General features: G+C 63.8%; 20 protein-coding genes and 1 pseudogene. 9 read left to right on the forward strand and 12 right to left on the reverse strand.

Annotation, left to right across the window (positions count from 1 at the left end):
* Positions 1 to 2,280, reverse strand: coding sequence for an NADP-dependent malic enzyme (locus tag NMG46_RS02605; RefSeq protein ID WP_254816156.1), 2,280 nt, complete (start codon positions 2,278 to 2,280; stop codon positions 1 to 3).
* 202 nt (positions 2,281 to 2,482) lie between these two features.
* Here NMG46_RS02605 and mutS point away from each other — a divergent pair, with 202 nt between their 5' ends.
* On the forward strand, positions 2,483 to 5,131 hold the full coding sequence (mutS, locus tag NMG46_RS02610; RefSeq protein WP_254816393.1) for a DNA mismatch repair protein MutS: 2,649 nt from the start codon (positions 2,483 to 2,485) through the stop codon (positions 5,129 to 5,131).
* Positions 5,132 to 5,217: 86 nt separating this feature from the next.
* On the opposite strand, the gene NMG46_RS02615 is transcribed toward mutS, so the two are convergent.
* The 3 genes from NMG46_RS02615 to NMG46_RS02625 form a co-directional block, all read right to left on the reverse strand.
* Positions 5,218 to 6,063, reverse strand: a complete 846-nt coding sequence (locus NMG46_RS02615) for an aldo/keto reductase (RefSeq protein ID WP_254816157.1) — start codon at positions 6,061 to 6,063, stop codon at positions 5,218 to 5,220.
* 109 nt (positions 6,064 to 6,172) lie between these two features.
* Positions 6,173 to 6,559: a DUF305 domain-containing protein gene (locus tag NMG46_RS02620; RefSeq protein ID WP_254816158.1), complete on the reverse strand. Its 387-nt coding sequence runs from the start codon at positions 6,557 to 6,559 to the stop codon at positions 6,173 to 6,175.
* A 42-nt stretch (positions 6,560 to 6,601) separates the two neighbouring features.
* Positions 6,602 to 9,106, reverse strand: a complete 2,505-nt coding sequence (locus NMG46_RS02625) for a heavy metal translocating P-type ATPase (RefSeq protein ID WP_254816159.1) — start codon at positions 9,104 to 9,106, stop codon at positions 6,602 to 6,604.
* Between the two features lie 228 nt (positions 9,107 to 9,334).
* On the opposite strand from NMG46_RS02625, the gene NMG46_RS02630 reads away from it, so the two are divergent.
* Positions 9,335 to 12,133, forward strand: coding sequence for a [protein-PII] uridylyltransferase (locus tag NMG46_RS02630; protein ID WP_254816160.1), 2,799 nt, complete (start codon positions 9,335 to 9,337; stop codon positions 12,131 to 12,133).
* A gap of 46 nt (positions 12,134 to 12,179) precedes the next feature.
* On the forward strand, positions 12,180 to 13,778 hold the full coding sequence (gene murJ / locus NMG46_RS02635; protein ID WP_254816161.1) for a murein biosynthesis integral membrane protein MurJ: 1,599 nt from the start codon (positions 12,180 to 12,182) through the stop codon (positions 13,776 to 13,778).
* Here the strand turns inward: murJ and NMG46_RS02640 are convergent.
* Both NMG46_RS02640 and NMG46_RS02645 read right to left on the reverse strand, forming a co-directional pair.
* Complete coding sequence (locus NMG46_RS02640; RefSeq protein WP_254816162.1) at positions 13,753 to 14,157, reverse strand: type II toxin-antitoxin system VapC family toxin; 405 nt, start codon at positions 14,155 to 14,157, stop codon at positions 13,753 to 13,755. The two genes, murJ and NMG46_RS02640, sit on opposite strands and share 26 nt — an antisense overlap.
* Complete coding sequence (locus NMG46_RS02645; RefSeq protein WP_254816163.1) at positions 14,157 to 14,402, reverse strand: type II toxin-antitoxin system VapB family antitoxin; 246 nt, start codon at positions 14,400 to 14,402, stop codon at positions 14,157 to 14,159. Before NMG46_RS02645 ends, NMG46_RS02640 begins: the two co-directional genes overlap by 1 nt.
* A gap of 354 nt (positions 14,403 to 14,756) precedes the next feature.
* On the opposite strand from NMG46_RS02645, the gene trpS reads away from it, so the two are divergent.
* From trpS to NMG46_RS02660, 3 genes are all read left to right on the forward strand, one after another.
* A complete protein-coding gene (gene trpS, locus NMG46_RS02650) occupies positions 14,757 to 15,839 on the forward strand; it encodes a tryptophan--tRNA ligase (protein WP_254816164.1) in 1,083 nt (360 codons plus the stop codon).
* A 209-nt stretch (positions 15,840 to 16,048) separates the two neighbouring features.
* Entirely contained in the window at positions 16,049 to 16,540 is a 492-nt protein-coding gene (locus NMG46_RS02655) for a universal stress protein (RefSeq protein ID WP_023717912.1), read from the forward strand.
* A gap of 278 nt (positions 16,541 to 16,818) precedes the next feature.
* On the forward strand, positions 16,819 to 17,388 hold the full coding sequence (locus NMG46_RS02660) for a NifU family protein (RefSeq protein WP_023676386.1): 570 nt from the start codon (positions 16,819 to 16,821) through the stop codon (positions 17,386 to 17,388).
* Positions 17,389 to 17,549: 161 nt separating this feature from the next.
* Here NMG46_RS02660 and NMG46_RS02665 read toward each other — a convergent pair whose 3' ends face one another.
* A complete protein-coding gene (locus NMG46_RS02665; protein ID WP_254816165.1) occupies positions 17,550 to 18,167 on the reverse strand; it encodes a L,D-transpeptidase in 618 nt (205 codons plus the stop codon).
* Positions 18,168 to 18,391: 224 nt separating this feature from the next.
* Here NMG46_RS02665 and NMG46_RS02670 point away from each other — a divergent pair.
* Positions 18,392 to 18,463, forward strand: a pseudogene (locus NMG46_RS02670) (MerR family DNA-binding transcriptional regulator); the annotation flags it as partial.
* A gap of 43 nt (positions 18,464 to 18,506) precedes the next feature.
* Here the strand turns inward: NMG46_RS02670 and NMG46_RS29650 are convergent.
* The 3 genes from NMG46_RS29650 to NMG46_RS02675 form a co-directional block, all read right to left on the reverse strand.
* Complete coding sequence (locus NMG46_RS29650) at positions 18,507 to 18,632, reverse strand: hypothetical protein (RefSeq protein ID WP_302893587.1); 126 nt, start codon at positions 18,630 to 18,632, stop codon at positions 18,507 to 18,509.
* Positions 18,633 to 18,761, reverse strand: a complete 129-nt coding sequence (locus NMG46_RS29655; protein WP_302893588.1) for a hypothetical protein — start codon at positions 18,759 to 18,761, stop codon at positions 18,633 to 18,635.
* A 160-nt stretch (positions 18,762 to 18,921) separates the two neighbouring features.
* Positions 18,922 to 19,248: a GYD domain-containing protein gene (locus NMG46_RS02675; RefSeq protein ID WP_254816166.1), complete on the reverse strand. Its 327-nt coding sequence runs from the start codon at positions 19,246 to 19,248 to the stop codon at positions 18,922 to 18,924.
* 153 nt (positions 19,249 to 19,401) lie between these two features.
* On the opposite strand from NMG46_RS02675, the gene NMG46_RS02680 reads away from it, so the two are divergent.
* Together NMG46_RS02680 and NMG46_RS02685 are read left to right on the forward strand one after the other, a co-directional pair.
* The gene (locus tag NMG46_RS02680) at positions 19,402 to 19,701 is read left to right on the forward strand and encodes a DUF1330 domain-containing protein (RefSeq protein ID WP_254816167.1); all 300 of its coding nucleotides are present in this window, start codon (positions 19,402 to 19,404) and stop codon (positions 19,699 to 19,701) included.
* Between the two features lie 76 nt (positions 19,702 to 19,777).
* Positions 19,778 to 20,278 carry an MmcB family DNA repair protein gene (locus NMG46_RS02685; RefSeq protein WP_254816394.1) on the forward strand — a complete coding sequence of 167 codons (501 nt, stop codon included), beginning with the start codon at positions 19,778 to 19,780 and terminating at the stop codon, positions 20,276 to 20,278.
* Positions 20,279 to 20,674: 396 nt separating this feature from the next.
* Here NMG46_RS02685 and NMG46_RS02690 read toward each other — a convergent pair whose 3' ends face one another.
* Both NMG46_RS02690 and NMG46_RS02695 read right to left on the reverse strand, forming a co-directional pair.
* On the reverse strand, positions 20,675 to 21,037 hold the full coding sequence (locus NMG46_RS02690; protein WP_254816168.1) for a nuclear transport factor 2 family protein: 363 nt from the start codon (positions 21,035 to 21,037) through the stop codon (positions 20,675 to 20,677).
* 83 nt (positions 21,038 to 21,120) lie between these two features.
* Positions 21,121 to 21,594 carry a carboxymuconolactone decarboxylase family protein gene (locus NMG46_RS02695; RefSeq protein ID WP_254816169.1) on the reverse strand — a complete coding sequence of 158 codons (474 nt, stop codon included), beginning with the start codon at positions 21,592 to 21,594 and terminating at the stop codon, positions 21,121 to 21,123.
* Between the last annotated feature and the right edge of the window lie 90 nt (positions 21,595 to 21,684).

A 21,684-nucleotide genomic window follows, 5' to 3' on the forward strand; every position in this document is an offset into this window, starting at 1 on the left:
TCAAGCCCCCGCGCTATACGCCGCAATCGCCGCCATGTTGACGATGTCGCTGTCCTTCGCATTCAGCGAGACGATCTGAACCGGCTTGTTCAGGCCGACCAGCAGCGGGCCGATGACGGTCGAGCCGCCGAGTTCCTGCAGCATCTTGGTCGAGATCGAGGCCGAGTGGAACGCCGGCATGACCAGCACGTTGGCCGGGCCGGTGAGCCGGATGAACGGGTACTGCGCCATGGCACGGGCGTTGAGCGCCACGTCGGCGGCCATCTCGCCGTCATACTCGAAATCGACGCGGCGCTTGTCGAGGATGCGCACCGCTTCCTGGACGCGCTCGGAGCGCTCGCCTTGCGGATGGCCGAAAGTCGAATAGGCGAGCATGGCGAGCCTCGGCTCGTAGCCCATGCGGCGGGCAAAGCCGGCGGCCTCCTCGGCGATGTCGGCGATCTGTTCAGCATTCGGCATGTCGTGCACGGCGGTGTCGGCAACGAGGACGGTGCGGCCCCGCGCCAGCACGATCGACACGCCGATAACGCAGTGGCCGGGCCTTGCGTCGATGACGCGGCGGATGTCATCGAGCGCCGTCGAATAGTTGCGGGTGACACCGGTGACGATGCCGTCGGCATCGCCCAGCGCCACCATGCAGGCGGCGAAATGGTTGCGGTCGTTGTTGATCAGCCGCTGGCAGTCGCGGAACAGGAAGCCTTTGCGCTGCATGCGCTCGTAGAGATAGTCGGCGTAGACCGAGTTGCGCCGCGACAGCCGCGCATTGATGATCTCGATGCCTTGCTTGCCGAGGTCGATGCCGGCGTTCCTGGCGTTTTCCTTGATGATGTCGTCGCGGCCGAGCAGGATGGCGGTGCCGAGCCGCTGGTTCACATAGGAGACGGCGGCGCGCATCACCTGCTCCTCCTCGCCCTCGGCAAAGACGATGCGCTTGGGCTGGCGGCGCACCCGGTCGTAGATGCGCTGCAGCGTCGATGCGATCGGGTCGCGGCGGGCGGAAAGCTCCTGCGCGTAGCGGTCCAGATCGAGGATCGGCTTGCGGGCGACGCCGGAGTCCATCGCCGCCTTGGCGACCGCGATCGGGATCGCCGAGATCAGGCGCGGATCGAACGGCACCGGGATGATGTAGTTTGGACCAAATTTCGGCCGCATGCCCTGATAGGCGGCGGCGACGTCGTCGGGCACGTCCTGGCGCGCCAGTTCGGCGAGCGCTTTGGCCGCGGCGATCTTCATGTCGTCGTTGATGGTGGTTGCCCGCACATCGAGCGCGCCGCGGAAGATGTAGGGGAAGCCAAGCACGTTGTTGACCTGGTTGGGATAGTCGGACCGCCCCGTCGCCATGATGGCGTCGGTGCGGATCTCGGCGACCTCCTCCGGCGTGATCTCGGGGTCGGGATTGGCCATGGCGAAGATGATCGGGTTCTTGGCCATCGACTGCACCATCCTGGTGGTCAGCGTGCCCTTGGCCGAGAGGCCGAGGAACACGTCGGCGCCGTCCAGCGCTTCGGCCAGCGAGCGCGCACCGGTTTTCACGGCGTGCGCCGATTTCCACTGGTTCATGCCTTCGGTGCGGCCCTGGAAGACCACGCCCTTGGTGTCGCATAGGATGATATTTTCTGGCGCAAAGCCCATCGCCTTCATCAGTTCGATGCAGGCGATGCCGGCAGCGCCGGCGCCGTTGCAGACCATTTTCGTGGTCTTCATGTCGCGGCCAGTGATTTCCAGCGCGTTGATCAGGCCGGCGGCCGAAATGATGGCGGTGCCGTGCTGGTCGTCATGGAAGACCGGTATGTCCATCAGCTCGCGCAGCCGCTGCTCGATGATGAAACACTCCGGCGCTTTGATGTCCTCGAGGTTGATGCCGCCGAAGGAGGGGCCGAGAAAACGCACGCAGTTGATGAATTCGTCGGCATCCTCGGTGTCGACCTCGAGATCGATGGAATCGACGTCGGCGAAGCGCTTGAACAGCACCGCCTTGCCTTCCATCACTGGCTTCGAAGCAAGCGCGCCGAGATTGCCGAGGCCAAGGATGGCGGTACCGTTGGAGATGACGGCGACCATGTTGCCGCGAACCGTATAGTCGAAGGCGCGGCTCGGATCCTCGGCGATGGCGAGAACCGGCACGGCAACGCCCGGCGAATAGGCGAGGCTGAGATCGCGCTGCGTCGCCATCGGTTTTGTGGCGACGATCTCCAGCTTGCCCGGACGTCCCATGGCATGGAATTCCAATGCCTCCTGGGCGCTGACGGAGGGCCCGTTGCTTTCGGATTTCTTGGCCATGATGCTTTCGGTTCCTCGCCCGTACGGCACCGCTTGAGGTGGGTGCGCATGCTTTCTTTTGTGGAAGGTTCGGGATTAAGGCTACACTTCGCCGCTGTAAACCGCCAAGCATGGCCTGGAAAATTTTGGAAGCAGCTTCTTGAACGACGAGACGCCCATTCGAAGCGACAATGCCACGCCGGCCTTCGCGCCGGCGACGCCGATGATGGAGCAGTATATCGAGATCAAAGCGGCGAACCCGGATTCGCTGCTGTTCTACCGCATGGGCGATTTCTACGAGCTGTTCTTCGACGACGCCGAGAAAGCAAGCCGGGCGCTCGGCATCGTGCTGACCAAGCGCGGCAAGCACCAGGGGCTCGACATCCCGATGTGCGGAGTGCCGGTGCATGCCGCCGACGATTATCTGCAGAAGCTGATCGGACAGGGGTTCCGCGTCGCCGTCTGCGAGCAGATCGAGGATCCGGCGGAGGCCAAGAAGCGCGGCGGCAAATCGGTGGTGCGCCGCGACGTGGTGCGGCTGGTAACGCCCGGCACCATCACCGAAGACAAATTGCTGGCGCCGTCGGAATCGAGTTTTCTGATGGCGCTGGGACGGGTCAAGGGCGGGGCCGAGCATTCCTTTGCCTTGGCCTGGATCGAGATCTCGACCGGTGTCTTCCGCGTCGCCGAGACCACCGCCGACCGGCTGCTCGCCGATGTCTTCCGCGTCGACCCGCGCGAGCTGATCGTCGCCGAGCCGGTGTTTTACGACCCGGAGCTGAAACCGGTCTTCGACGTGCTCGGCCGTGTCGCCAGCCCGCAGCCGCCGTCGTTGTTCGATTCGGCTTCGGCCGCCGGCCGCATCGCCCGCTTCTTCGAGGTGGCGACCCCTGACAGTTTCGGCTCGTTTTCGCGCGCCGAGCTGTCGGCGATCTCAGGCGTCATCGCCTATGTCGAAAAGACGCAGAAAGCCGAGCGGCCGCCGCTGTCGCGACCGGAGCGCGAGGAGCAGGGCTCGACGCTGTTCATCGACCCGGCGACGCGCGCCAACCTCGAACTGCTGCGCACGCTGTCCGGCAGCCGCGACGGATCGCTGTTCAAGGCGATCGACCGCACGGTGACCGGCGGCGGGGCAAGGCTGCTCGCCGACCGGCTGATGGCGCCGCTGACCGATCCGGCGGCAATCGCTGCAAGGCTGGACTCGGTGTCGTTCTTCCGCTCCGAGACGCGCCTTTGCCAGGCGGTGCGGGCAAGCCTGAAGAACGTTGCCGACATGCCGCGCGCGCTGTCCAGGCTGGCGCTCAACCGCGGCGGCCCGCGCGACCTCGGCGCGCTGCGCGCCGGTTTCGAAGCGGCCGGCGCCATCGCCGAACTGTTCGGCCAAATCGCCTTGCCGGGCGAACTGGCCGCGGCGTTGGAAGCTATCAAGACGCTGCCCAATGAACTGGCGGCGCATCTGGCTCAGGCGCTGAGCGACGAGCTGCCGTTGCTCAAGCGCGACGGCGGCTTCGTCCGCGGCGGCTACCACGCCGAACTCGACGAGATGCGGGCGTTGCGCGACGAGTCGCGAAAAGTGATCGCCGGGCTGGAGCGCTCGCTGATCGACGAGACCGGCATCCGCTCGCTGAAGATCAGGCACAACAATGTGCTGGGCTATTATATCGAAGTCACCGCCAATCATCATGCGCTGATGACCGGCAGCAACGGCGCCAGGGCGCGCTTCATCCATCGCCAGACCATGGCCAACGCCATGCGCTTCACCACCACCGAACTCGCCGAGCTGGAAACCAAGATCGCCAATGCGGCCGACCGGGCGCTGGCGATCGAGCTTGCCGCTTTCGAGGCGCTGACGGCGCAAGTGGTCGGCCACGCCGACAGGATCCGTGCCGGCGCCGAAGCGCTCGCCGTGCTCGACGTTTCGGCCGCACTTGCCTTGCTTTCCGAGAGCGAGGCCTGGTGCCGGCCGCTGGTCGATGCGAGCCTTGCCTTCGAGATTTCGGGCGGACGCCACCCGGTGGTCGAACAGGCGCTGCGGCGTTCCGGCGAAGGCCCGTTTGTCGCCAATGATTGCGATCTGTCGCCGCAAGGCGATGCCAAGACCGGCGCGATCTGGCTGCTGACCGGCCCCAATATGGGCGGCAAGTCGACCTTCCTCAGGCAAAACGCGCTGATCGCCATCCTTGCCCAGACCGGTTCCTTCGTGCCCGCGGCATCAGCCCATATCGGCGTCGTCGATCGGTTGTTTTCGCGGGTCGGCGCCTCCGACGACCTGGCGCGCGGCCGCTCGACTTTCATGGTCGAGATGGTCGAGACGGCGGCGATCCTCAACCAGGCAGGCGAGCGCGCACTGGTCATCCTCGACGAGATCGGCCGCGGCACCGCCACTTTCGACGGCCTGTCGATTGCCTGGGCGGCGGTCGAATATCTGCACGAGAAGAACCGCTGCCGGGCGATCTTCGCCACGCATTTCCACGAAATGACGGCGCTGGCCGGGAAACTTACACGGCTCCACAACGTCACCATGCGGGTTAAGGAATGGGAAGGCGACGTGGTTTTCCTGCACGAGGTCGGCAAGGGTGCGGCCGACCGTTCCTACGGCGTCCAGGTGGCGCGGCTGGCCGGCCTGCCGGAAGCCGTCGTCGGCCGGGCCAAGGAAGTGCTGCACCAGCTCGAAGCGGGCGAGGTCTCGGGCAAGGCCAACCGTCTGGTCGACGACCTGCCGCTGTTTTCTGTGGCGGCGCAGCGGGAAGCGTCGAAGCCGGCGAAGAGTGATGGGCTGGGTTTGGCGCTAGCGGAGATCAATCCCGACGAGATGACGCCAAGGGAGGCGCTGGAGGCGCTGTACAGATTGAAGGGGATTCTGGGGAAGTAGGGCTTCTGCAATCGGAGCGGCGTCGGCGAAACGGCCAATCTTCCCCACGAGGGACCCACGAGGGGGGGAGATTGGCAGCTTCACCCTCAAATCATCGCCAGGCCCGACTTCCGCCTCGGCGGCGGGAAGGCGCGGTCAATTTCGGCGAAATCTTCGCTCGTGAGATCGATGTCCAACGCCGCGACATTCTGCCGGACATGCTCCAGGCGACTGGCCTTCGGAATGGCGATCACGCCCTGCTGCGCCATCACCCATGCAAGTGCGATCTGCGCCGGCGTCGCACCGTGGCGGGCGGCGATGGCATCTAACCTGGCGTTGCGCGCCAATACCCCCTGATCGACCGGCGAATAGGCCATCAGCGGCATGCCGCGTTGCCGGCTCCACGGGGCGAGGTCGAACTCGACGCCGCGCTGCGACAGATTGTAGAGCACCTGGTTGGTCTGGACGTTGCCGCCGGCCGGCAACCGAACCAGCTCTTCCATCTCATCGGTATCGAAATTGCTGACGCCCCAATGGCGGATCTTGCCGGCCGCCTTCAACGCTTCGAACGCCTCTACCGTTTCCATCAAAGGAACGCTGCCCGGCCAATGCAAGAGATAGAGATCGATGCGGTCGGTGGCGAGATGCCTCAGGCTGTTCTCGCAGGCCCGTTTCACGCCGGCGCGCGAGGCATTGGACGGCAGCACTTTGGAGACCAGGAAAACCTCGTCGCGGTGCCCGGCGATGGCCTCCGCCACCACCTGCTCGGCACCGCCGCTGGCATACATTTCGGCGGTGTCGATCAGCGTCATGCCGAGATCCAGCCCGAGCTTCAGGGCATTGGCCTCGTCGGCGCGGCGGCGGCCGTCCTCGCCCATCTTCCAGGTGCCCTGGCCGAGCACCGGCACGGCTTCGCCGCAGGGCAGGGTGGTCGTTCTTATCGTCGATGGCATGGCATGCTCCAGTCCGAGGCCCGGATAGCACCATAGCCGCCAAGGGAAATCCAGGTGAAGCAGAAATCCAGGTGAAGCCTCTCGTCCGGATTCCCCGACAGCGTGACGCCTACTTCACCGGATGGGCGGCGAGCCAGTCCTGCATCTGCTTGATCTCGGCTTGCTGCGCGGCGATCACTGCTTGCGCCAGCTTGCGGATTTCCGGATCCTTGCCGTTGGCGAGCTCGATCTTGGCCATATCGATGGCCGCCTGGTGATGCGGGATCATGCCGCGGGCGAAATCGACATCGGCATTGCCGGAATATTCGATTGCCATCATGTCGGTATGCATCTTGTCCATCGCCGCCTTGTAGCCCTCGGTCGAGGGGCTCTGCGCGCCCATTGCGCCCATGTCGTGCTTCATCTCCTCGGCTTGTGCCGGAACGCTTTCGAGGAAAACAGCAAGCAGCATTCCCGCCGCCATCATCAGCAGCACGATCTTCTTGGCCAAGGTCATTCATCGTCTCCTTTTTGAACAGGGTCTATCTGGAAGTTTTACTCAGAGTTTCAACGTCCTGAGCCGCAATGCGTTGGCGATGACCGAAACCGAAGACAGGCTCATCGCCGCCGCCGCGAGCATCGGCGACAACAGCGTGCCGGTGAGCGGATAGAGCACGCCGGCAGCGACCGGCACGCCAAGCACATTGTAGAGGAAAGCGAAAAACAGGTTCTGGCGGATGTTGCGGATCGTCGCGCGGGCCAGCGTCCTGGCCCTGACGATGCCGTTGAGATCGCCCTTGACCAGCGTTATTCCCGCGCTTTCGACCGCAACATCGGCGCCTGTGCCCATCGCGATGCCGACATCGGCGGCGGCAAGTGCGGGCGCATCGTTGACGCCATCGCCGGCCATGGCGACGCCTGCACCGCCGGCACGCAATTCCTCGACCAGCGCGTTCTTCTGTTCGGGCAAAAGCCCGGCACGCACCGCGTCGATGCCGAGCTTGGCGGCGATGGCTTTGGCGGTGCGCTCATTGTCACCGGTCGCCATGACGATCTTCAGCCCATTGTCATGCAGCGCCCTGATCGCCTCGGCGGTGGTCGCCTTGATCGGATCGGCGACGGCAACGAGGCCGGCGAGCTTGCCTGCGACAGCGACGAACATCGCGGTCTTGCCATCGGCCTGCAGCGCCTCGGCACTGGCCAGGACCGATGCCGTGTCGATGCCGAGATCGGCCATCATCGCGGCATTGCCGAGCGCCACCTTCTGTCCCGAGACCGTGCCGGAAACGCCCTTGCCGGTGACGGCCGCGAAATCGCTCGCGTCGGGGACCTTCACGTCGCGTTCGTGGGCACCGTCGACGATAGCCTCGGCCAGCGGATGCTCCGAGCCTTTTTCCAGCCCGGCGGCGAGCGCCAGCAGATCGTCTTGTGCCATGCTTTCGACGGCGACGACGTCGGTCAGTCGCGGCCGGCCTTCCGTCAGCGTTCCCGTCTTGTCGACGATCAGCGTGTCGACCGAGGCAAAACGTTCGAGCGCCGCCGCTTCCTTGATCAGCACGCCGGCATGCGCGCCGCGTCCGGTGGCGGTCATGATCGACATGGGCGTGGCAAGGCCGAGCGCACAGGGGCAGGCGATGATCAGCACCGAGACCGCCGCGACAATGGCGAAGACCAGGCTGGGTTGCGGTCCGATGATCGCCCAGGCGACGAACGCAATGATCGCGACCAGCACGACAGCCGGGACGAAGTAGAACGAGACGCGGTCGGCCAGCCCCTGGATCGGTGCGCGTGAACGCTGCGCCTTGGCGACCAGCTCGACGATGCGTGCCAGCGTCGTCTCGGCGCCGATCTTTTCGGCGCGCATGACCAGCGAACCGTTCTTGTTGAGCGTGCCGCCGGTGAGGTTGTCGCCTTCGGTCTTTTCGACCGGCAGCGGCTCGCCCGTGATCATCGATTCGTCGATGGAGGAGCGTCCTTCGAGCACAATGCCGTCGACCGGCACGGCATCGCCGGGGCGGATGCGCAAGCGGTCGCCGGCCTTGATCGTATCGAGCGGCACGTCGTTTTCGGAACCGTCCGCGCCGATCAGCCGCGCCGTCGTCGGCGCCAGGTCGAGCAGCGCACGGATCGCCGACCCGGTTTTCTCGCGGGCACGCAATTCCAGCACCTGGCCGAGGAATACCAGCGCGACGATCACCGCCGCCGCCTCGAAATAAACCGGCACGGTGCCGTCATGGCCGCGGAACTGGTGCGGAAAGAGGCCCGGAAACAGGGTGGCGACGACGCTGTAGAGATAGGCGGCACCGACGCCGAGCGAAATCAGCGTCCACATATTGGGGCTGCGGTTGAGGATCGAATCCCAGCCGCGGTGGAAGAACGGGAATGCCGCCCACAGCACCACGGGACTGGCCAGCGCCAGTTCCAGCCAGACCTTCGCACGGTCGTCGATGAAGGCCTGGAACGTCAGGCCGAGCATCGGTGCCATGGCGATGACCAGCAACGGCACGGACAGCACTGCGCTCACCCAGAAACGCCTGGTGAAGTCGACCAGTTCGGGGTTCGGTCCCTCGTCGCCGGTAGGCACCCCCATCGGCTCCAGCGCCATGCCGCAGATCGGGCAGGAGCCGGGCTTGTCGCGGATGATTTCCGGGTGCATCGGGCAGGTGTATTGCGTACCCTTGGGCATCGCCTGCGGCGCCGGCCTGTCGCCGAGATACTTTGCCGGCTCGGCCTCGAATTTCGCCTGGCAAGCGGCGGAGCAGAAATAGAAACCCTGGCCCGCGTGCCGCAAAAAGTACCTGGCCGTGGCGCGGTCGACGCTCATGCCGCAGACGGGATCGGTGGCCGTCAGGTATTTTTCCGGCTCGGCGATGAATTTCGAGCGGCAGCTTTCGCTGCAGAAATGATAGCGATGGCCGCCATGCTCGGCGGTCGGCTTGCCGGCGGCCCGATCGACGGTCACGCCGCAGACCGGATCGCGGGCGACGGCGTCCGCAGCAGAGGTGGCGCCTTTTGCCGAGCAACAGCTGCCATGGGCGTGATGATGGTGGTCGGAATGCGTCATGCCGAAAGCCCCTGTATTTCGATGTTGCGGCGGAGGTAGTGCTTCCAGTAACTGGAAGGTCAAGGGCCGATTTTCGATTTTTCGCGGCCAATCCCAAACCGAACCGGCTGCGGGCACGAGACGATCGTCCAGTTCCACCGCTGCGGAGAACGCGTCCGTCAGCCCCATACCCAGCGCCGCGAAAACGCGCTATAGACGCCGCCGAAACGGCGAGGCCGAACGGCATCTATGGCAAGAATATCACTGAAGCTCGAGGAATTGGTCGACGGCGAGGCCTTGCGTCGCGAGATGACCGAAGTGACCGCGGCCACGGCAGGCGACGGTTCGGGCAAGGCCGCGCGCAGCGGTGTTCTCAAGCTCCTCAAAAGCCAGCTCGCCGACGGCCGCAGGGTCGCCGAACGCATGCTGATGGACGACGGCAGCGGCACCGCCTGCGCCGCCCGGCTGTCGCATCTGATGGACGAGATCATCCGCGCGCTCTACGATTTCGCCGCCACCCACGTCTATCGCGTGAAAAACCCGTCATCCGCCGAGCGCATGGCGGTCGTCGCCGTCGGCGGCTACGGCCGCGGCACGCTGGCGCCGGGCTCCGACATCGATCTCCTGTTCCTGCTGCCCTACAAGCAGACGCCATGGGGCGAGCAGATTGTCGAATACATGCTCTACATGCTGTGGGATCTGGGGCTGAAGGTCGGCCACGCCACGCGCAACATCGACGAATGCCTCAGGCTGTCGCGCACCGACGTCACCATCCGCACCTCGATCCTGGAAGCGCGTTTCCTATGGGGCGAGCAAAAACTCTATGACGAGCTTTTGCAGCGCTTCGACCACGAAGTGGTGCGCACCACCGGCCCCGAATATGTCCAGGCCAAGCTCGCCGAACGCGACGAGCGCCACGCCAAGGCCGGCGAGAGCCGCTATCTGGTCGAACCCAACGTCAAGGACGGCAAGGGCGGCCTGCGCGACCTGCAAACGCTGTTCTGGATCGGCAAATATTTCTACCGGGTGCGCACCGGCGAGGAACTGGTCGAAAAGGGTGTCTTCACCGACGCCGAATACAGGGAATTCCAGAAGGCCGAGGACTTCCTGTGGGCGGTGCGCTGCCACATGCATTTCCTCACCGGCAAGGCCGAGGAGCGGCTGCATTTCGATATCCAGCGCGACATTGCCGAGCGGCTCGGCTACACCACCCATCCCGGCCTGTCGGCGGTCGAGCGCTTCATGAAGCACTACTTCCTCGTCGCCAAGGACGTCGGTGACCTGACCCGCATTTTCTGCGCCGCGCTCGAGGAGGAGCAGGCCAAGCATGTGCCGGGCTTCAACCGCATTTTCCTCACCTTCTCGCGGCGCAAACGCAAGCTCGCCGGCACGGCCGATTTCATCGTCGACAACCACCGCATCAACATTGCCGACGACGAGGTGTTCGAGCGCGATCCGGTCAACCTGCTCAGGCTGTTCTGGTTTGCCGACAGGCACGGCCTGGAATTCCACCCCGATGCGCTGAAGCTTCTCACCCGTTCGCTCGGCCTCGTCGGCAAGGCGCTCAGGCGCGACGAGGAGGCCAACCGGCTGTTCCTCGACATCTTGACCTCGGACCGCAACGCCGAGCTCAATCTGCGGCGCATGAACGAGGCCGGATTGCTTGCCAAGCTGATCCCGGACTTCGGCAAGATCGTCGCCATGATGCAGTTCTCGATGTACCACCACTACACGGTGGACGAGCATTTGATCCGCTGCATCGGCGTGCTGGCCGAGATCGAACGCGGCGACGGCGAAAAGGTCCATCCGCTCTCCCACTCCCTGATGCCGGGGCTGAAGAAGAGCCGCGAGGCGCTCTATGTCGCCGTGCTGCTGCACGACATCGCCAAAGGCAGGCCGGAGGACCATTCGCAAGCCGGCGCCAGGATCGCCCGGCGCATCTGCCCGCATATGGGGCTCTCGCCGGCCGACACCGAAACGGTTGCCTGGCTGGTCGAGAACCACCTCGTTATGTCGATGACGGCGCAGACCCGCGATCTCAACGACCGCAAGACGATCGAGGACTTTGCCGCCATCGTGCAGTCGGTCGAACGGCTGAAGATGCTTTTGGTGCTTACCGTTTGCGATATCCGTGGCGTCGGGCCTGGGGTCTGGAACGGCTGGAAGGGCCAGTTGCTGCGCACGCTCTACTACGAGACCGAGCTTTTGTTGACCGGCGGGTTTTCGGAGGTGTCGCGCGCCAAACGGACGGCGGCGGCGCGCGAACAACTCGCCGAGGCGCTTGCCGACTGGCCGGAAAAGGCCCGCAAGCGTTATGTCGGCCAGCACTACGAGAACTATTTGCTGGCGGTCGATCTTCCCGACCAGCTCCGCCATGCCGAATTCATCCGCGAAGCCGACCATGCCGGCAAGAAGCTCGCCACCATGGTCAAGACTCACCAGTTCGAGGCGGTGACCGAGATCACCGTGCTGGCGCAGGACCATCCGCGCCTGCTCTCGGTGATTGCCGGCGCCTGTGCTGCGGCCGGCGGCAACATCGTCGACGCGCAGATCTTCACCACCTCGGATGGCCGGGCGCTCGACACCATCCTGATCTCGAGGGAGTTCGACCGCGACGAGGACGAGCGCCGCCGCGCCGAGCGCGTCGGCCGGCTGATCGAGGACGTGCTGTCGGGCAGGAGCTGGCTGCCTGAAATGATCGAGAAGCGCACCAAGCCGCGGCGCGGCGCCAAGGTTTTCCGCATCCCGCCACGCGCCGAGATCCGCAACACCCTGTCGAACCGGTTCTCGGTGATCGAGGTCGAGGGGCTGGATAGGCCGGGCCTTCTGTCGGAGATCACCGGCATGTTGTCGGACCTGTCGCTCGACATCGCCTCGGCCCACATCACCACCTTCGGCGAAAAGGTTATCGACACGTTCTACGTCACCGATCTCACCGGCCAGAAGATCGACAGCCCGTCGCGTACGGCGACCATCCGCAACAGGCTGATCGCGGTGCTCGAGGGCACGGCGTCCGAGCGCGGCAAGACCAAAACGGCCGCCGAGTGACTGTTACCTTCCATTTGCCCCAATCCCACAGGCAGTCTTCAAGCGCATGAGCCTTGTCAAGAAATTCGCCACGGTCGCTTCCGGCACGCTGATGAGCCGCGCCCTCGGCTTCGGCCGCGAGATGCTGATGGCCGCCGCACTCGGCACCGGGCCGATCGCCGACGCCTTCAACGCCGCCTTCCAGTTCCCCAACACCTTTCGCCGGCTGTTCGCCGAAGGCGCCTTCAACGCCGCCTTCGTGCCGCTGTTCGCCAAGGAGATAGAGACGCACGGCACCGATGGCGCCAAGCGTTTTTCCGAAGAGGTGTTCGGCGTCTTGTTCACGGCGCTTCTGGCGCTGACCATTGCCATGGAACTGGCGATGCCGCTGATCGTGCGCTACCTAGTGGCGCCGGGCTTTGCCGATACGCCGGGAAAATTCGAAACGACGGTGGCGCTGGCGACCGTCATGTTCCCCTACCTGATCTGCATGTCGCTCGGCGCCATGATGGCCGGCATGCTGAACTCGCTGCGCCGCTACTTCGCCGCCGCCGTGGCACCGGTGTTCCTCAACGTCATCCTTATCGCCGTGCTCGCCTATGCCTGGTACAAGGGTTCGGACGCCCGCACCGTTGGTTTCGGCCTGGCCTGGGGTGTGCTGGCGGCCGGCCTGGTGCAGCTGGCGATCGTCTGGGCGGCGGTGCGCCATGCCGGCATCTCGATCGGCTTCCGCCGGCCGAAGATGACGCCGAACGTCAAGCGGCTGCTGATCCTGGCGCTGCCGGCGGCTATCACCGGCGGCATCACCCAGATCAACCAGCTGATCGGCACCGCGATCGCGTCGGCGCAGGACAGCGCGGTGTCGTCGCTGGCCTATGCCGACCGCGTTTACCAGCTGCCGTTGGGCGTCGTCGGCGTCGCCGTCGCCATCGTGCTTCTGCCGGAACTGTCGCGGGCGCTGAAATCAGGCAATCTGGTCGAGGCCGCCAATCTGCAGAACCGCTCGGTCGAGTTTACCCTTTTCATGACGTTGCCAGCGGCGGCCGCCCTGCTGGTCATGTCCGAGCCGATCGTGCGGCTGGTCTATGAGCGCGGCGCCTTCGCCGCCAACAATTCGACACCGACGGTCGCGGCAATACTGGCGATCTTCGGCCTCGGCCTGCCGGCCTTCGTGCTGATCAAGGCGTTCACCCCGGGCTATTTCGCCCGCGAGGACACGCGGACGCCGATGGTTTTTGCCGCCATCTCGGTGGCGGTTAACATTACGACGGCGCTGACGCTGTTTCCGACCATGGGCGCGCCCGGCATTGCCGTTGCCTCCGCTGTCGCCGGCTGGGTCAATGCGGCGATGCTGCTCGCCGTGCTGATCCGGCGCGGCCATTGGGGCCGCGACGTGCCGCTCATGAGACGCATCCCGCGGCTGGTGCTGTCGGCGGCGGTGATGGCCGCGGCGCTCTATTTTGCCGAAGACTGGTTCGCCGCAAGTCTCGGCTCCGGCTCGCCACTGGTGATCAAGGCGGTAACCCTGCTTGCGCTCGTCGCCGGCGGGGCGCTGCTTTACTTCGTCACCGCCTTCGCCACCGGCGGCGCCGATTTCGGCATGATCCGCCGTAATATCGGGCGCAAGGGCTCCCGGCCGGTCAAGCAACAGTCTCCAGATCCGTGAAGCGGAATTCGTCCGCCGTCGAAAGCATCGGAACGGCGTAGTAGCGCGCGCAAGCGTAGTGGAAACAGTCGGCCAGGTTCAGGCGGCCAGGGTTGTTGCGAAACCGCGATGCAGCCTCAACAGCCAGGGATGCTGCGTCAGAGGCAGGCGGAAGCTCCCGCAAGGTGATTCCACGCTCTTCGAGAAAACGGCTGACTATTTTGAGGCTTGTGGCGACCGGGATGGCTAGTTTTTCCGATCGCGAAAGCGCCATCGCGGCTTCCCAAACCGCGATAGCCGACGTGAACGGAGCCGACGCTTTCATGACCGCCCCCGCGCAGCGCTGGGCTTCGGTCTCGTTGCTCAGTATTGCAACGATAGCGGCTGCATCGATGAACATCAGTCTTCACCGGACAATTCGTCGTAGACCGAGCGCGGGAGCGGCTTGCGCGCCTGCTCGCTCAGCTCAATACCGAATTCAGCTCGGAGCCGTGCCGCCGTCTCCAGCGGCGTCTCGCGATTGCGCCGGCGCTCCAGAGCTTCGCGCATGGCGATCATGATCGCCTCGGTGATCCCGACCCCCTCAAGCCTGGCAAAAGCCCGCGTCAGGCTGTCCGCTTCCTTGTTGTTGATGTTGATCGTCATTGTTTTGTTCCCATGTAGCAACTATTATGTAGCTATCTACATCAATCCGTCAACGTGGCGTGCTGAGCCAAATCGAAGCGATTGCCAAGGCGAGCTATTTTGTTCTTGCTTTGTGCCGGCAGCTATGCTACTAATTTCGGTATGGTGCTGATTGGCGCCGAGAACCCGCCGCAAGGCGGTTTTTTGTTTCTGGTCGGCGCCACCCTTTTCAAACAGCCTTCTGCTCGGCCGAAGTCAAGCCCTGCGTAACGCAGCTGACGCCCTCTTGATCGTCTCCTCGCTCTCGTCCATAAGCGCGCCGTCGCAAGACTTTCGCCGCGCGCGAAACGGCCCTCCACAAGCCATGGAAACACCATGACCGACCTCAACCAGCCCGCCTTCAAGCCACTCGTCTTTTCCGGCGTCCAGCCAACCGGCAATCTGCATCTCGGCAACTATCTCGGCGCCATCAAGAAATTCGTCGCCCTGCAGGACACCTCCGACTGCATCTACTGCGTTGTCGATCTGCATTCGCTGACCGCACAGCTCGTCCATGAGGATCTTCAGGATCAGACGCGTTCGATCACCGCGGCGTTTCTCGCCTCCGGCATCGACCCGACCAAGCACATCGTCTTCAACCAGTCGCGGGTGATGCAGCACGCCGAGCTTGCCTGGATCTTCAACTGCGTGGCGCGCATCGGTTGGATGAACCGCATGACGCAGTTCAAGGACAAGGCCGGCAAGGACCGCGAGAACGCCTCGCTCGGCCTGCTCGCCTATCCCTCCCTGATGGCCGCCGACATCCTCGTCTACCGCGCCACCCACGTGCCGGTCGGCGACGACCAGAAGCAGCATCTGGAGCTGACCCGCGACATCGCGAAGAAATTCAACAACGACTTTTCGGACCGCATCGCAGCGCTTGGCGTTGGCGTCGAGATGCAGGTCGGCGAGGAGACGGTGAACGGCTATTTCCCGCTGACCGAGCCGGTCATCGGCGGCCCGGCGGCACGCATCATGTCGCTGCGCGACGGTTCGAAGAAGATGTCGAAATCCGACCCGTCGGACCTGTCGCGCATCAACCTGACTGACGATGCCGACGCCATCTCGAAGAAGATCCGCAAGGCCAAGACCGACCCGGAGGCTTTGCCCGGCGAACTGGACGGCCTTGCCGGCCGGCCGGAAGCGGAGAACCTCGTCGGCATCTATGCCGGCCTCGCCGAAATATCGAAAGAGGCGGTGCTGCAAGAGTTCGGCGGCCAGCAGTTTTCGGTGTTCAAGCCGGCGCTTGCCGATCTCGCCGTGGAAAAGCTGGCGCCGATCGCCGGTGAGATGCGCCGCATCTCCGGCGACCGCGCCTATGTCGACGCGGTGCTGCGGGATGGCGGCGAGCGTGCCGGCACATTGGCCGAAGCGACCATGAAGACCGTGCGCGACATTATCGGCCTGCTGCAAGGCTAATGCATGTCGCGCAAAAGCATGCCCTCGGGCTTGACCCGAGGGTGTGCAGCGGTTTGCGATAACGACATGCATAAAACAAGAACCTGAAGGGCGTCGCTGGTCGAACGCGACGCGCTTCAAGCCGCACCAGCATTGCCACAGCCGCCTGTCGCTTGCGGGCGGGCTGTGGCGGTGGCAGATTGCGATCGAAACCATCGAACAGGGTGAATATGGTCTCCAAACGCCTCAGCCGGGAAGCCGGTCATCGCCGCAAGTTCCTGGCGATCATCGACGACACGCCGGAATGCGAGCGCGCCGTCGCCTATGCCTCGAAGCGGGCGCAAAGCACAGGCGGCGTGCTGGTGCTGCTCTATGTCATCGAGCCGGATGATTTCCAGCACTGGCTGGGCGTCGAGAAGATCATGCGCGAGGAGGCGACCGCCACGGCGCGTGCCGCACTCGACAGCTATGCCAACAAGGTGCGCCAGAAGCTCGGCATCGAGCCGGAACTGGTGGTGCGCGAAGGCAAGCCGACCGAAGAGATTCACAAGCTGATCGAGGAAGACCAGGACATCGCCATCCTGGTGCTGGCGGCAGGCGCCGGCAAGGAGGGGCCAGGGCCGCTGGTCGGCGCGGTCGCCGGCAAGGGCGCCGCCTTTCCGATTCCCGTCACGGTGGTGCCGCAGAACCTGTCGGACGAAGAGATCGACAGCCTCGCCTGAGATGCGCTGATATTCAGGTGAGGCCGGCCTGCAAGTGGCGGCTTCCTGCGCTTCCGGTGCTCACGTACCAAAAGTACGCTCCGCTCCGGTTCTCGGAACCCACCATTTTCGGCTCTGCCTGACCTGAATCTCAACACATCTCCATGCGTTTCAGGGCGCTAGCAAAACATTCCGCCAGCCAGCCGTTCCCGGCGATGGCTTTCGCTTGAATGTCGGGCGGATAAAGCCTAATTAGAACTATTCCAAACTAGCTGCCCGAAATGGGCACGGAGACGGCCATGTTCATCCAGACCGAGTCGACGCCAAACCCGGCGACGCTGAAATTCCTGCCCGGCAAGGAAGTGCTGCAAGAAGGCACCGCCGATTTCCGCGATGCCGACAGTGCCGCGACGGCTTCGCCGCTGGCCGGCCGGCTGTTCGAGATTCCCGGCGTCACCGGCGTCTTCTTCGGCTATGATTTCATCACGGTGACCAAGGATGGCCCCGACTGGCAGCATCTGAAGCCGGCTATCCTCGGCGCCATTATGGAGCATTTCATGTCCGGCGCCCCGGTGATGGCCAAGGCCGGCCCCGCCGCCGAGACCAGCCAGACCGGCGAATTCTACGACAAGGCCGACGAGGAGCTGGTCGTCACCATCAAGGAGCTGCTCGACACGCGGGTGCGCCCGGCCGTGGCCCAGGATGGCGGCGACATCACCTTCCGTGGCTTCGAGAACGGCACAGTGTTCCTGCACATGAAGGGCGCCTGCGCCGGCTGCCCGTCGTCGACGGCGACGCTGAAGCACGGCATCCAGAACCTGCTGCGGCACTTTGTGCCGGAAGTGCAGCACGTCGAACAGGTCTCCTGACGCGCCGTTCCATTGTCAACATCGATAGACAACAAAAAACCGGGCAAAAGTGCCCGGTTTTCTGTTTGCGACGTCTGTGTGTTGCCTAGACGGTCCGCGTATAAAGCTCTTCCTGTTTGACCATGGTCTTGTCCGAAATCCCACTTTTCGGGATCATGGTCTTACAGAACGATGACCTTGGCGCCGACCGAGGTGCGGTCGTAGAGGTCGATAATGTCCTGGTTCATTAGCCGGATGCAGCCCGACGACATCGCCTTGCCGATCGAATTCCATTCCGGGCTGCCATGCAGGCGGTAGCCCATGTCGCCGCCCTTGTTGAACAGGTACATGGCGCGCGCGCCGAGCGGGTTCTTCAACCCCGGCTCCATGCCGCCGGCAAACTTGGCCAGCTCCGGCTGGCGCTTGATCATCTGCGAAGGCGGTGTCCAGGTCGGCCATTCGCGCTTCAGCGCAATACGGGCGGTGCCGTGCCATTCGAAACCCTCACGGCCGACGCCGATGCCGTAGCGCATCGCCTGGCCGTCGCCCATGACGAAGTAGAGAAACTTGTTCTGCGTATCGACGATGATGGTGCCCGGCTTTTCCTTGGTGTCGTAGTCGACGATCTGCCGGCGGTATTTGAACGGCACCTTTTCGATCGGAACGCGCGGCAGGTGATAGCCGGCATCGGTCACCGCGCCGTAATTGTTGGTGAAGATCTGGGAGCCGATGGTGCTGCAACCGGCGACAGCCGTCGACAGCGCCAGGGCCGCGACGATTGCAAGTGACTTCATGCGCATGAAAAGGTCCGATGCCTGCCCAAACAACAGCGGCTCGAGTCGGCCGCTTTTTTCATCTTCATTCATGCTGGCATTTGCTTTGCTTGCCAAGCGGGCGATGCCTATATCCTTGGGCTTGCGTGCTGGTAAACCCGCGACTATGGCATTTCGGCAACAGCCCCCGCAGGATTATGCTGCAAAATCAATGGGCCAAGAACAAGAACCGGGAGGACGAGGAAATCACCTTGAATGTCGGTGACGCTGCCCAGCGCTCTGGCCTGCCGGCCAAGACCATCCGTTACTACGAGGAGATCGGCCCGAGACGCGGCCGCTGCAGGAGATGATCCTGACGGGCCGGGTTCAATAAAGGACGCCGCGAAGCACGGTCCAAGCCAGAAGCCCGAACGTGCCGATCACCACCAATGCACCAAGGACCGTGCCGATCTTTTCAGGCAGTCCATCGGGGCGACCAGGATGGTCGGTCATTCAACTATCGATCATGACGTAAGCGGCACCAAACACGGCAACGATGATTGCCCCAAGCACCGCCCATCCTCTGATGGCTGAGCGGATTTCCTCCGGCGTCGCTGATTTCCGGTCGTCATCTTCTGTCATCTAATGCTCCTGGTAAAACACCGTAGCCGACATTGAAAGCGCAAGCTGCCGGCGCTGCCAAGAGCCGCAGCGGACTCTTTTGCACAAAAGTTTAGGAACGTGCGCCGTTCGCGAGCAAGCGTTACCTAGCCTTCCACACTCCGCAAAGCGCGGGCGGCGGTCACGATCCCGGTGGGCGATACCGGATCGACTTGGCTTTCCCAAGGGCTTCCATCGTCTCTTCGACACTTAGCAGCACAGTGGTCTCGTACGAGCTGAGGGCGCCTCCCGCACCGATGGCCAGCATGACCGATGCCATCGACACGTTGTCCGGCGCCTCCCACAGGTTCCAGCCATCGTACTCTCCGAAGGCATACCAGAACCCGTGCAGCTTTCCGCCGACCGACTCGATATAGGATCGGGCAGCGTCGCGTCTATCCTCGGGATTATCCATCAAGCGCGCCCAGGTTTCGGGCCTGTAGCTGAATCGCGTGAGATACATCGGCATGGTTCGTCTCCTCCCAGAGCTGCCCCCACCAAGACAGTTAAGCGCCCCAATTCGGGAGAACGCGAGTCGTTTCCGAGGCGTAGTACCGCTGGCTTAGTTGCGGGGCCGCTAATAGACCTGTTTCAATTGCCTTTCCCAAGGGGAGTAAGGTCAGTGGCCGCATATCTCATTGCTGATGTAGACATAACCGACGCCGCCGTTTTCGAGGAATACCGCCGGGATGTGCCGGCAACCGAAGCCCGCTATGGGGGGAGGTACATCGCTCGCGGCGGAGCCACCAAAGTTCTTGAAGGCGATTGGGAACCTCATCGCCTCGTCATCGTCGAATTCCCGGACATGGCTTCCCTCCTGGCATGGTACGACTCTCCAGAATACGGCCGCCTCAAAGCCATCCGCGAACGCTGCGCAAGGACGAGAATTATTGCTCTGGAGGGCTTGATGCCGGTTAGTTAAGCCGGGCTTGCCAATCGGATAAATCACCCTGAAAAACCGGGTTCAAACCGTGAACAAAATCTGGCATGGTGCGGCCATGCCGATCATCTCACCGATTCCCCTCAACCCGCTCATCGACGGCCGCCAGTCGGAGCGCGCCATGCTGGTGAGGCGTGGTGTGCAGCGGCTGCTCAAGGACATGGGCGCGCATGTCTTGCCCGAACTGTCGCTGGCCACCGGGCGGCGCGCCGACCTCGTGGCGCTGACCCGCCAGGGCGACATCTGGATCATCGAGATCAAATCCTCGATCGAGGATTTCAGGGTCGACCGCAAATGGCCGGACTACCGGCTGCATTCCGACCGCTTGTTCTTCGCCACCCATCCCGGCGTACCCCAGGAAATCTTTCCGGAAGAATGCGGCTTCATTCTCTCCGACGGCTATGGTGCCGAGATTTTGCGCGATGCGCCCGAGCACCGCATGGCGGCCGCGACACGCAAGGCGCTGATGCTGAGGATCGCGCGGGCTGGTGCCGCGCGGCTGCTGGCGGCGGAACTTGCCGGGGTGTCGGTGCCGGCGCTGGAGGGTGAAAGCGAGTAGGATTTCGTTCGGCGTAATGGAGGGTTGCGCTACCCGGCTGCCGCCACCTGCTCCCCGCAAGTGACGGGGAGAAGGGACTAAGCCGGACTGCTATTCCACGATGCGGCAGATGTTCCACAGGCTGGTGTCCGACACGCCGTAGGGCTCCATTTCCTTGCCCATTTGGCGTGCGCGTCGATCTAGGTGATCCTGGCGAAGAACGCCTCCAACTGGGCGAGGCCTTCGACCTGGTGACTCGACCGTCGGTTCGCGCCGATCGATCCGGCCATGATCTGGACCTGAGGTCGTCGAGACCGACCTGCGGGCCGATCTCGCTTCCCGTTTCTTCAACAGAGCACGGTCTGCTTGTGGTCGGACTTGGCGTCGATCTGCCATCCGGCACTGAACATGGCCGCCTCACTCGTCCCACGCCTGCACGACGGTCTGCCGCGCGATCTGGCCGTTCTTCAGCTCCAGCATCGCCGCGCAGAACACCTTGGTCCCGTCCGGATAAGCGCACGCCTGGGTGAAGGCGAGATTGTTGCCGTCGGCGATGGTGGTGTCGACCTTGTGGGTCATCGCCCGGCTGCAGATGTCATCCCAGAACGTGGCGATCGCCGCGCGCCCGCGGATTTCGCGCGGCTTGCTCGGCGGGTTGTTGCGGTCGATCACCCGCACCAATGCGTCGTCGGCATAGAAGCTCGCCAGCAATTTTCCATCACGGCCCTCGATCGCCTTCTTGATCGCCGCGCCGTCTACTGCCTGTGTCTTGGTCAGCATTTTGTCCTCCATGGGCCCGTCTTGACGATCGGGCGGTTGCTTGATCAGCCGCTGCCCGGCGCTCGCCGCCGGGCAGCGGTTTTTCACTGCGACTTCGCCTTGACGGCCGCGAACACCTCATCGGACTGCTTCTTGAAGGTGGCGAGATCGACCTGGCTGCCGTTGAGCATCGTCGACCAGTGGCGCACGATCGCGGCCATCGCCACCGCCTCCTTGATTTCCTCGTCGCTGGCGCCATTGAGCTTGGCCGCCTGCGTGTGGAAATAGATGCAGTACTGGCAGGGGATCTGCGAGGCGACGGCGAGGCCCATCAATTCCTTGGTCTTGCCGTCGAGCGCGGTTTTCGGGTTGAGCTGCACGCCCTTGATCTCGGCCCAGGCGCCGGCAACAGCGACGTCCGGCAGCGTCTTGAACATGTCCGGCACCGAGCCGAGCGTGGCCTGGATATCCTTGTAGGCGGCCGTCGCCGAGGTGTCCTCGGCCTTGGCAGGAACCATCGCCAGCAGCGCGCCAACGCCTGCCGCCAGCACCAGCGATTTGAGTGTCGACTTCAGCATTTTATTTCTCCCTTCGCAGCGCCTTTCCCGGCGATATCCGCCTGGCCTGCATGGGACGAAGTGATAGCGCTGAGGCATGCCCAGCCGCTT

Origin of the sequence: Mesorhizobium sp. LMG 17147 (genome assembly GCF_024297145.1) — a bacterium.
Classification (GTDB): Bacteria; Pseudomonadota; Alphaproteobacteria; order Rhizobiales; family Rhizobiaceae; genus Mesorhizobium.

Coding starts and splice junctions, on each gene's coding strand:
- NMG46_RS02695 (WP_254816169.1), bottom strand. CDS start 21,594: ATGCTGAAGTCGACACTCAAATCGCTGGTGCTGGCGGCAGGCGTTGGC.
- NMG46_RS02630 (WP_254816160.1), top strand. CDS start 9,335: ATGGCAAGAATATCACTGAAGCTCGAGGAATTGGTCGACGGCGAGGCC.
- NMG46_RS02685 (WP_254816394.1), top strand. CDS start 19,778: ATGCCGATCATCTCACCGATTCCCCTCAACCCGCTCATCGACGGCCGC.
- mutS (WP_254816393.1), top strand. CDS start 2,483: ATGATGGAGCAGTATATCGAGATCAAAGCGGCGAACCCGGATTCGCTG.
- NMG46_RS02620 (WP_254816158.1), bottom strand. CDS start 6,559: ATGACCTTGGCCAAGAAGATCGTGCTGCTGATGATGGCGGCGGGAATG.
- NMG46_RS02690 (WP_254816168.1), bottom strand. CDS start 21,037: ATGCTGACCAAGACACAGGCAGTAGACGGCGCGGCGATCAAGAAGGCG.
- NMG46_RS29650 (WP_302893587.1), bottom strand. CDS start 18,632: ATGACCGACCATCCTGGTCGCCCCGATGGACTGCCTGAAAAGATCGGC.
- murJ (WP_254816161.1), top strand. CDS start 12,180: ATGAGCCTTGTCAAGAAATTCGCCACGGTCGCTTCCGGCACGCTGATG.
- trpS (WP_254816164.1), top strand. CDS start 14,757: ATGACCGACCTCAACCAGCCCGCCTTCAAGCCACTCGTCTTTTCCGGC.
- NMG46_RS02605 (WP_254816156.1), bottom strand. CDS start 2,280: ATGGCCAAGAAATCCGAAAGCAACGGGCCCTCCGTCAGCGCCCAGGAG.
- NMG46_RS29655 (WP_302893588.1), bottom strand. CDS start 18,761: ATGACAGAAGATGACGACCGGAAATCAGCGACGCCGGAGGAAATCCGC.
- NMG46_RS02640 (WP_254816162.1), bottom strand. CDS start 14,157: ATGTTCATCGATGCAGCCGCTATCGTTGCAATACTGAGCAACGAGACC.
- NMG46_RS02660 (WP_023676386.1), top strand. CDS start 16,819: ATGTTCATCCAGACCGAGTCGACGCCAAACCCGGCGACGCTGAAATTC.
- NMG46_RS02675 (WP_254816166.1), bottom strand. CDS start 19,248: ATGCCGATGTATCTCACGCGATTCAGCTACAGGCCCGAAACCTGGGCG.
- NMG46_RS02615 (WP_254816157.1), bottom strand. CDS start 6,063: ATGCCATCGACGATAAGAACGACCACCCTGCCCTGCGGCGAAGCCGTG.
- NMG46_RS02665 (WP_254816165.1), bottom strand. CDS start 18,167: ATGCGCATGAAGTCACTTGCAATCGTCGCGGCCCTGGCGCTGTCGACG.
- NMG46_RS02655 (WP_023717912.1), top strand. CDS start 16,049: ATGGTCTCCAAACGCCTCAGCCGGGAAGCCGGTCATCGCCGCAAGTTC.
- NMG46_RS02645 (WP_254816163.1), bottom strand. CDS start 14,402: ATGACGATCAACATCAACAACAAGGAAGCGGACAGCCTGACGCGGGCT.
- NMG46_RS02625 (WP_254816159.1), bottom strand. CDS start 9,106: ATGACGCATTCCGACCACCATCATCACGCCCATGGCAGCTGTTGCTCG.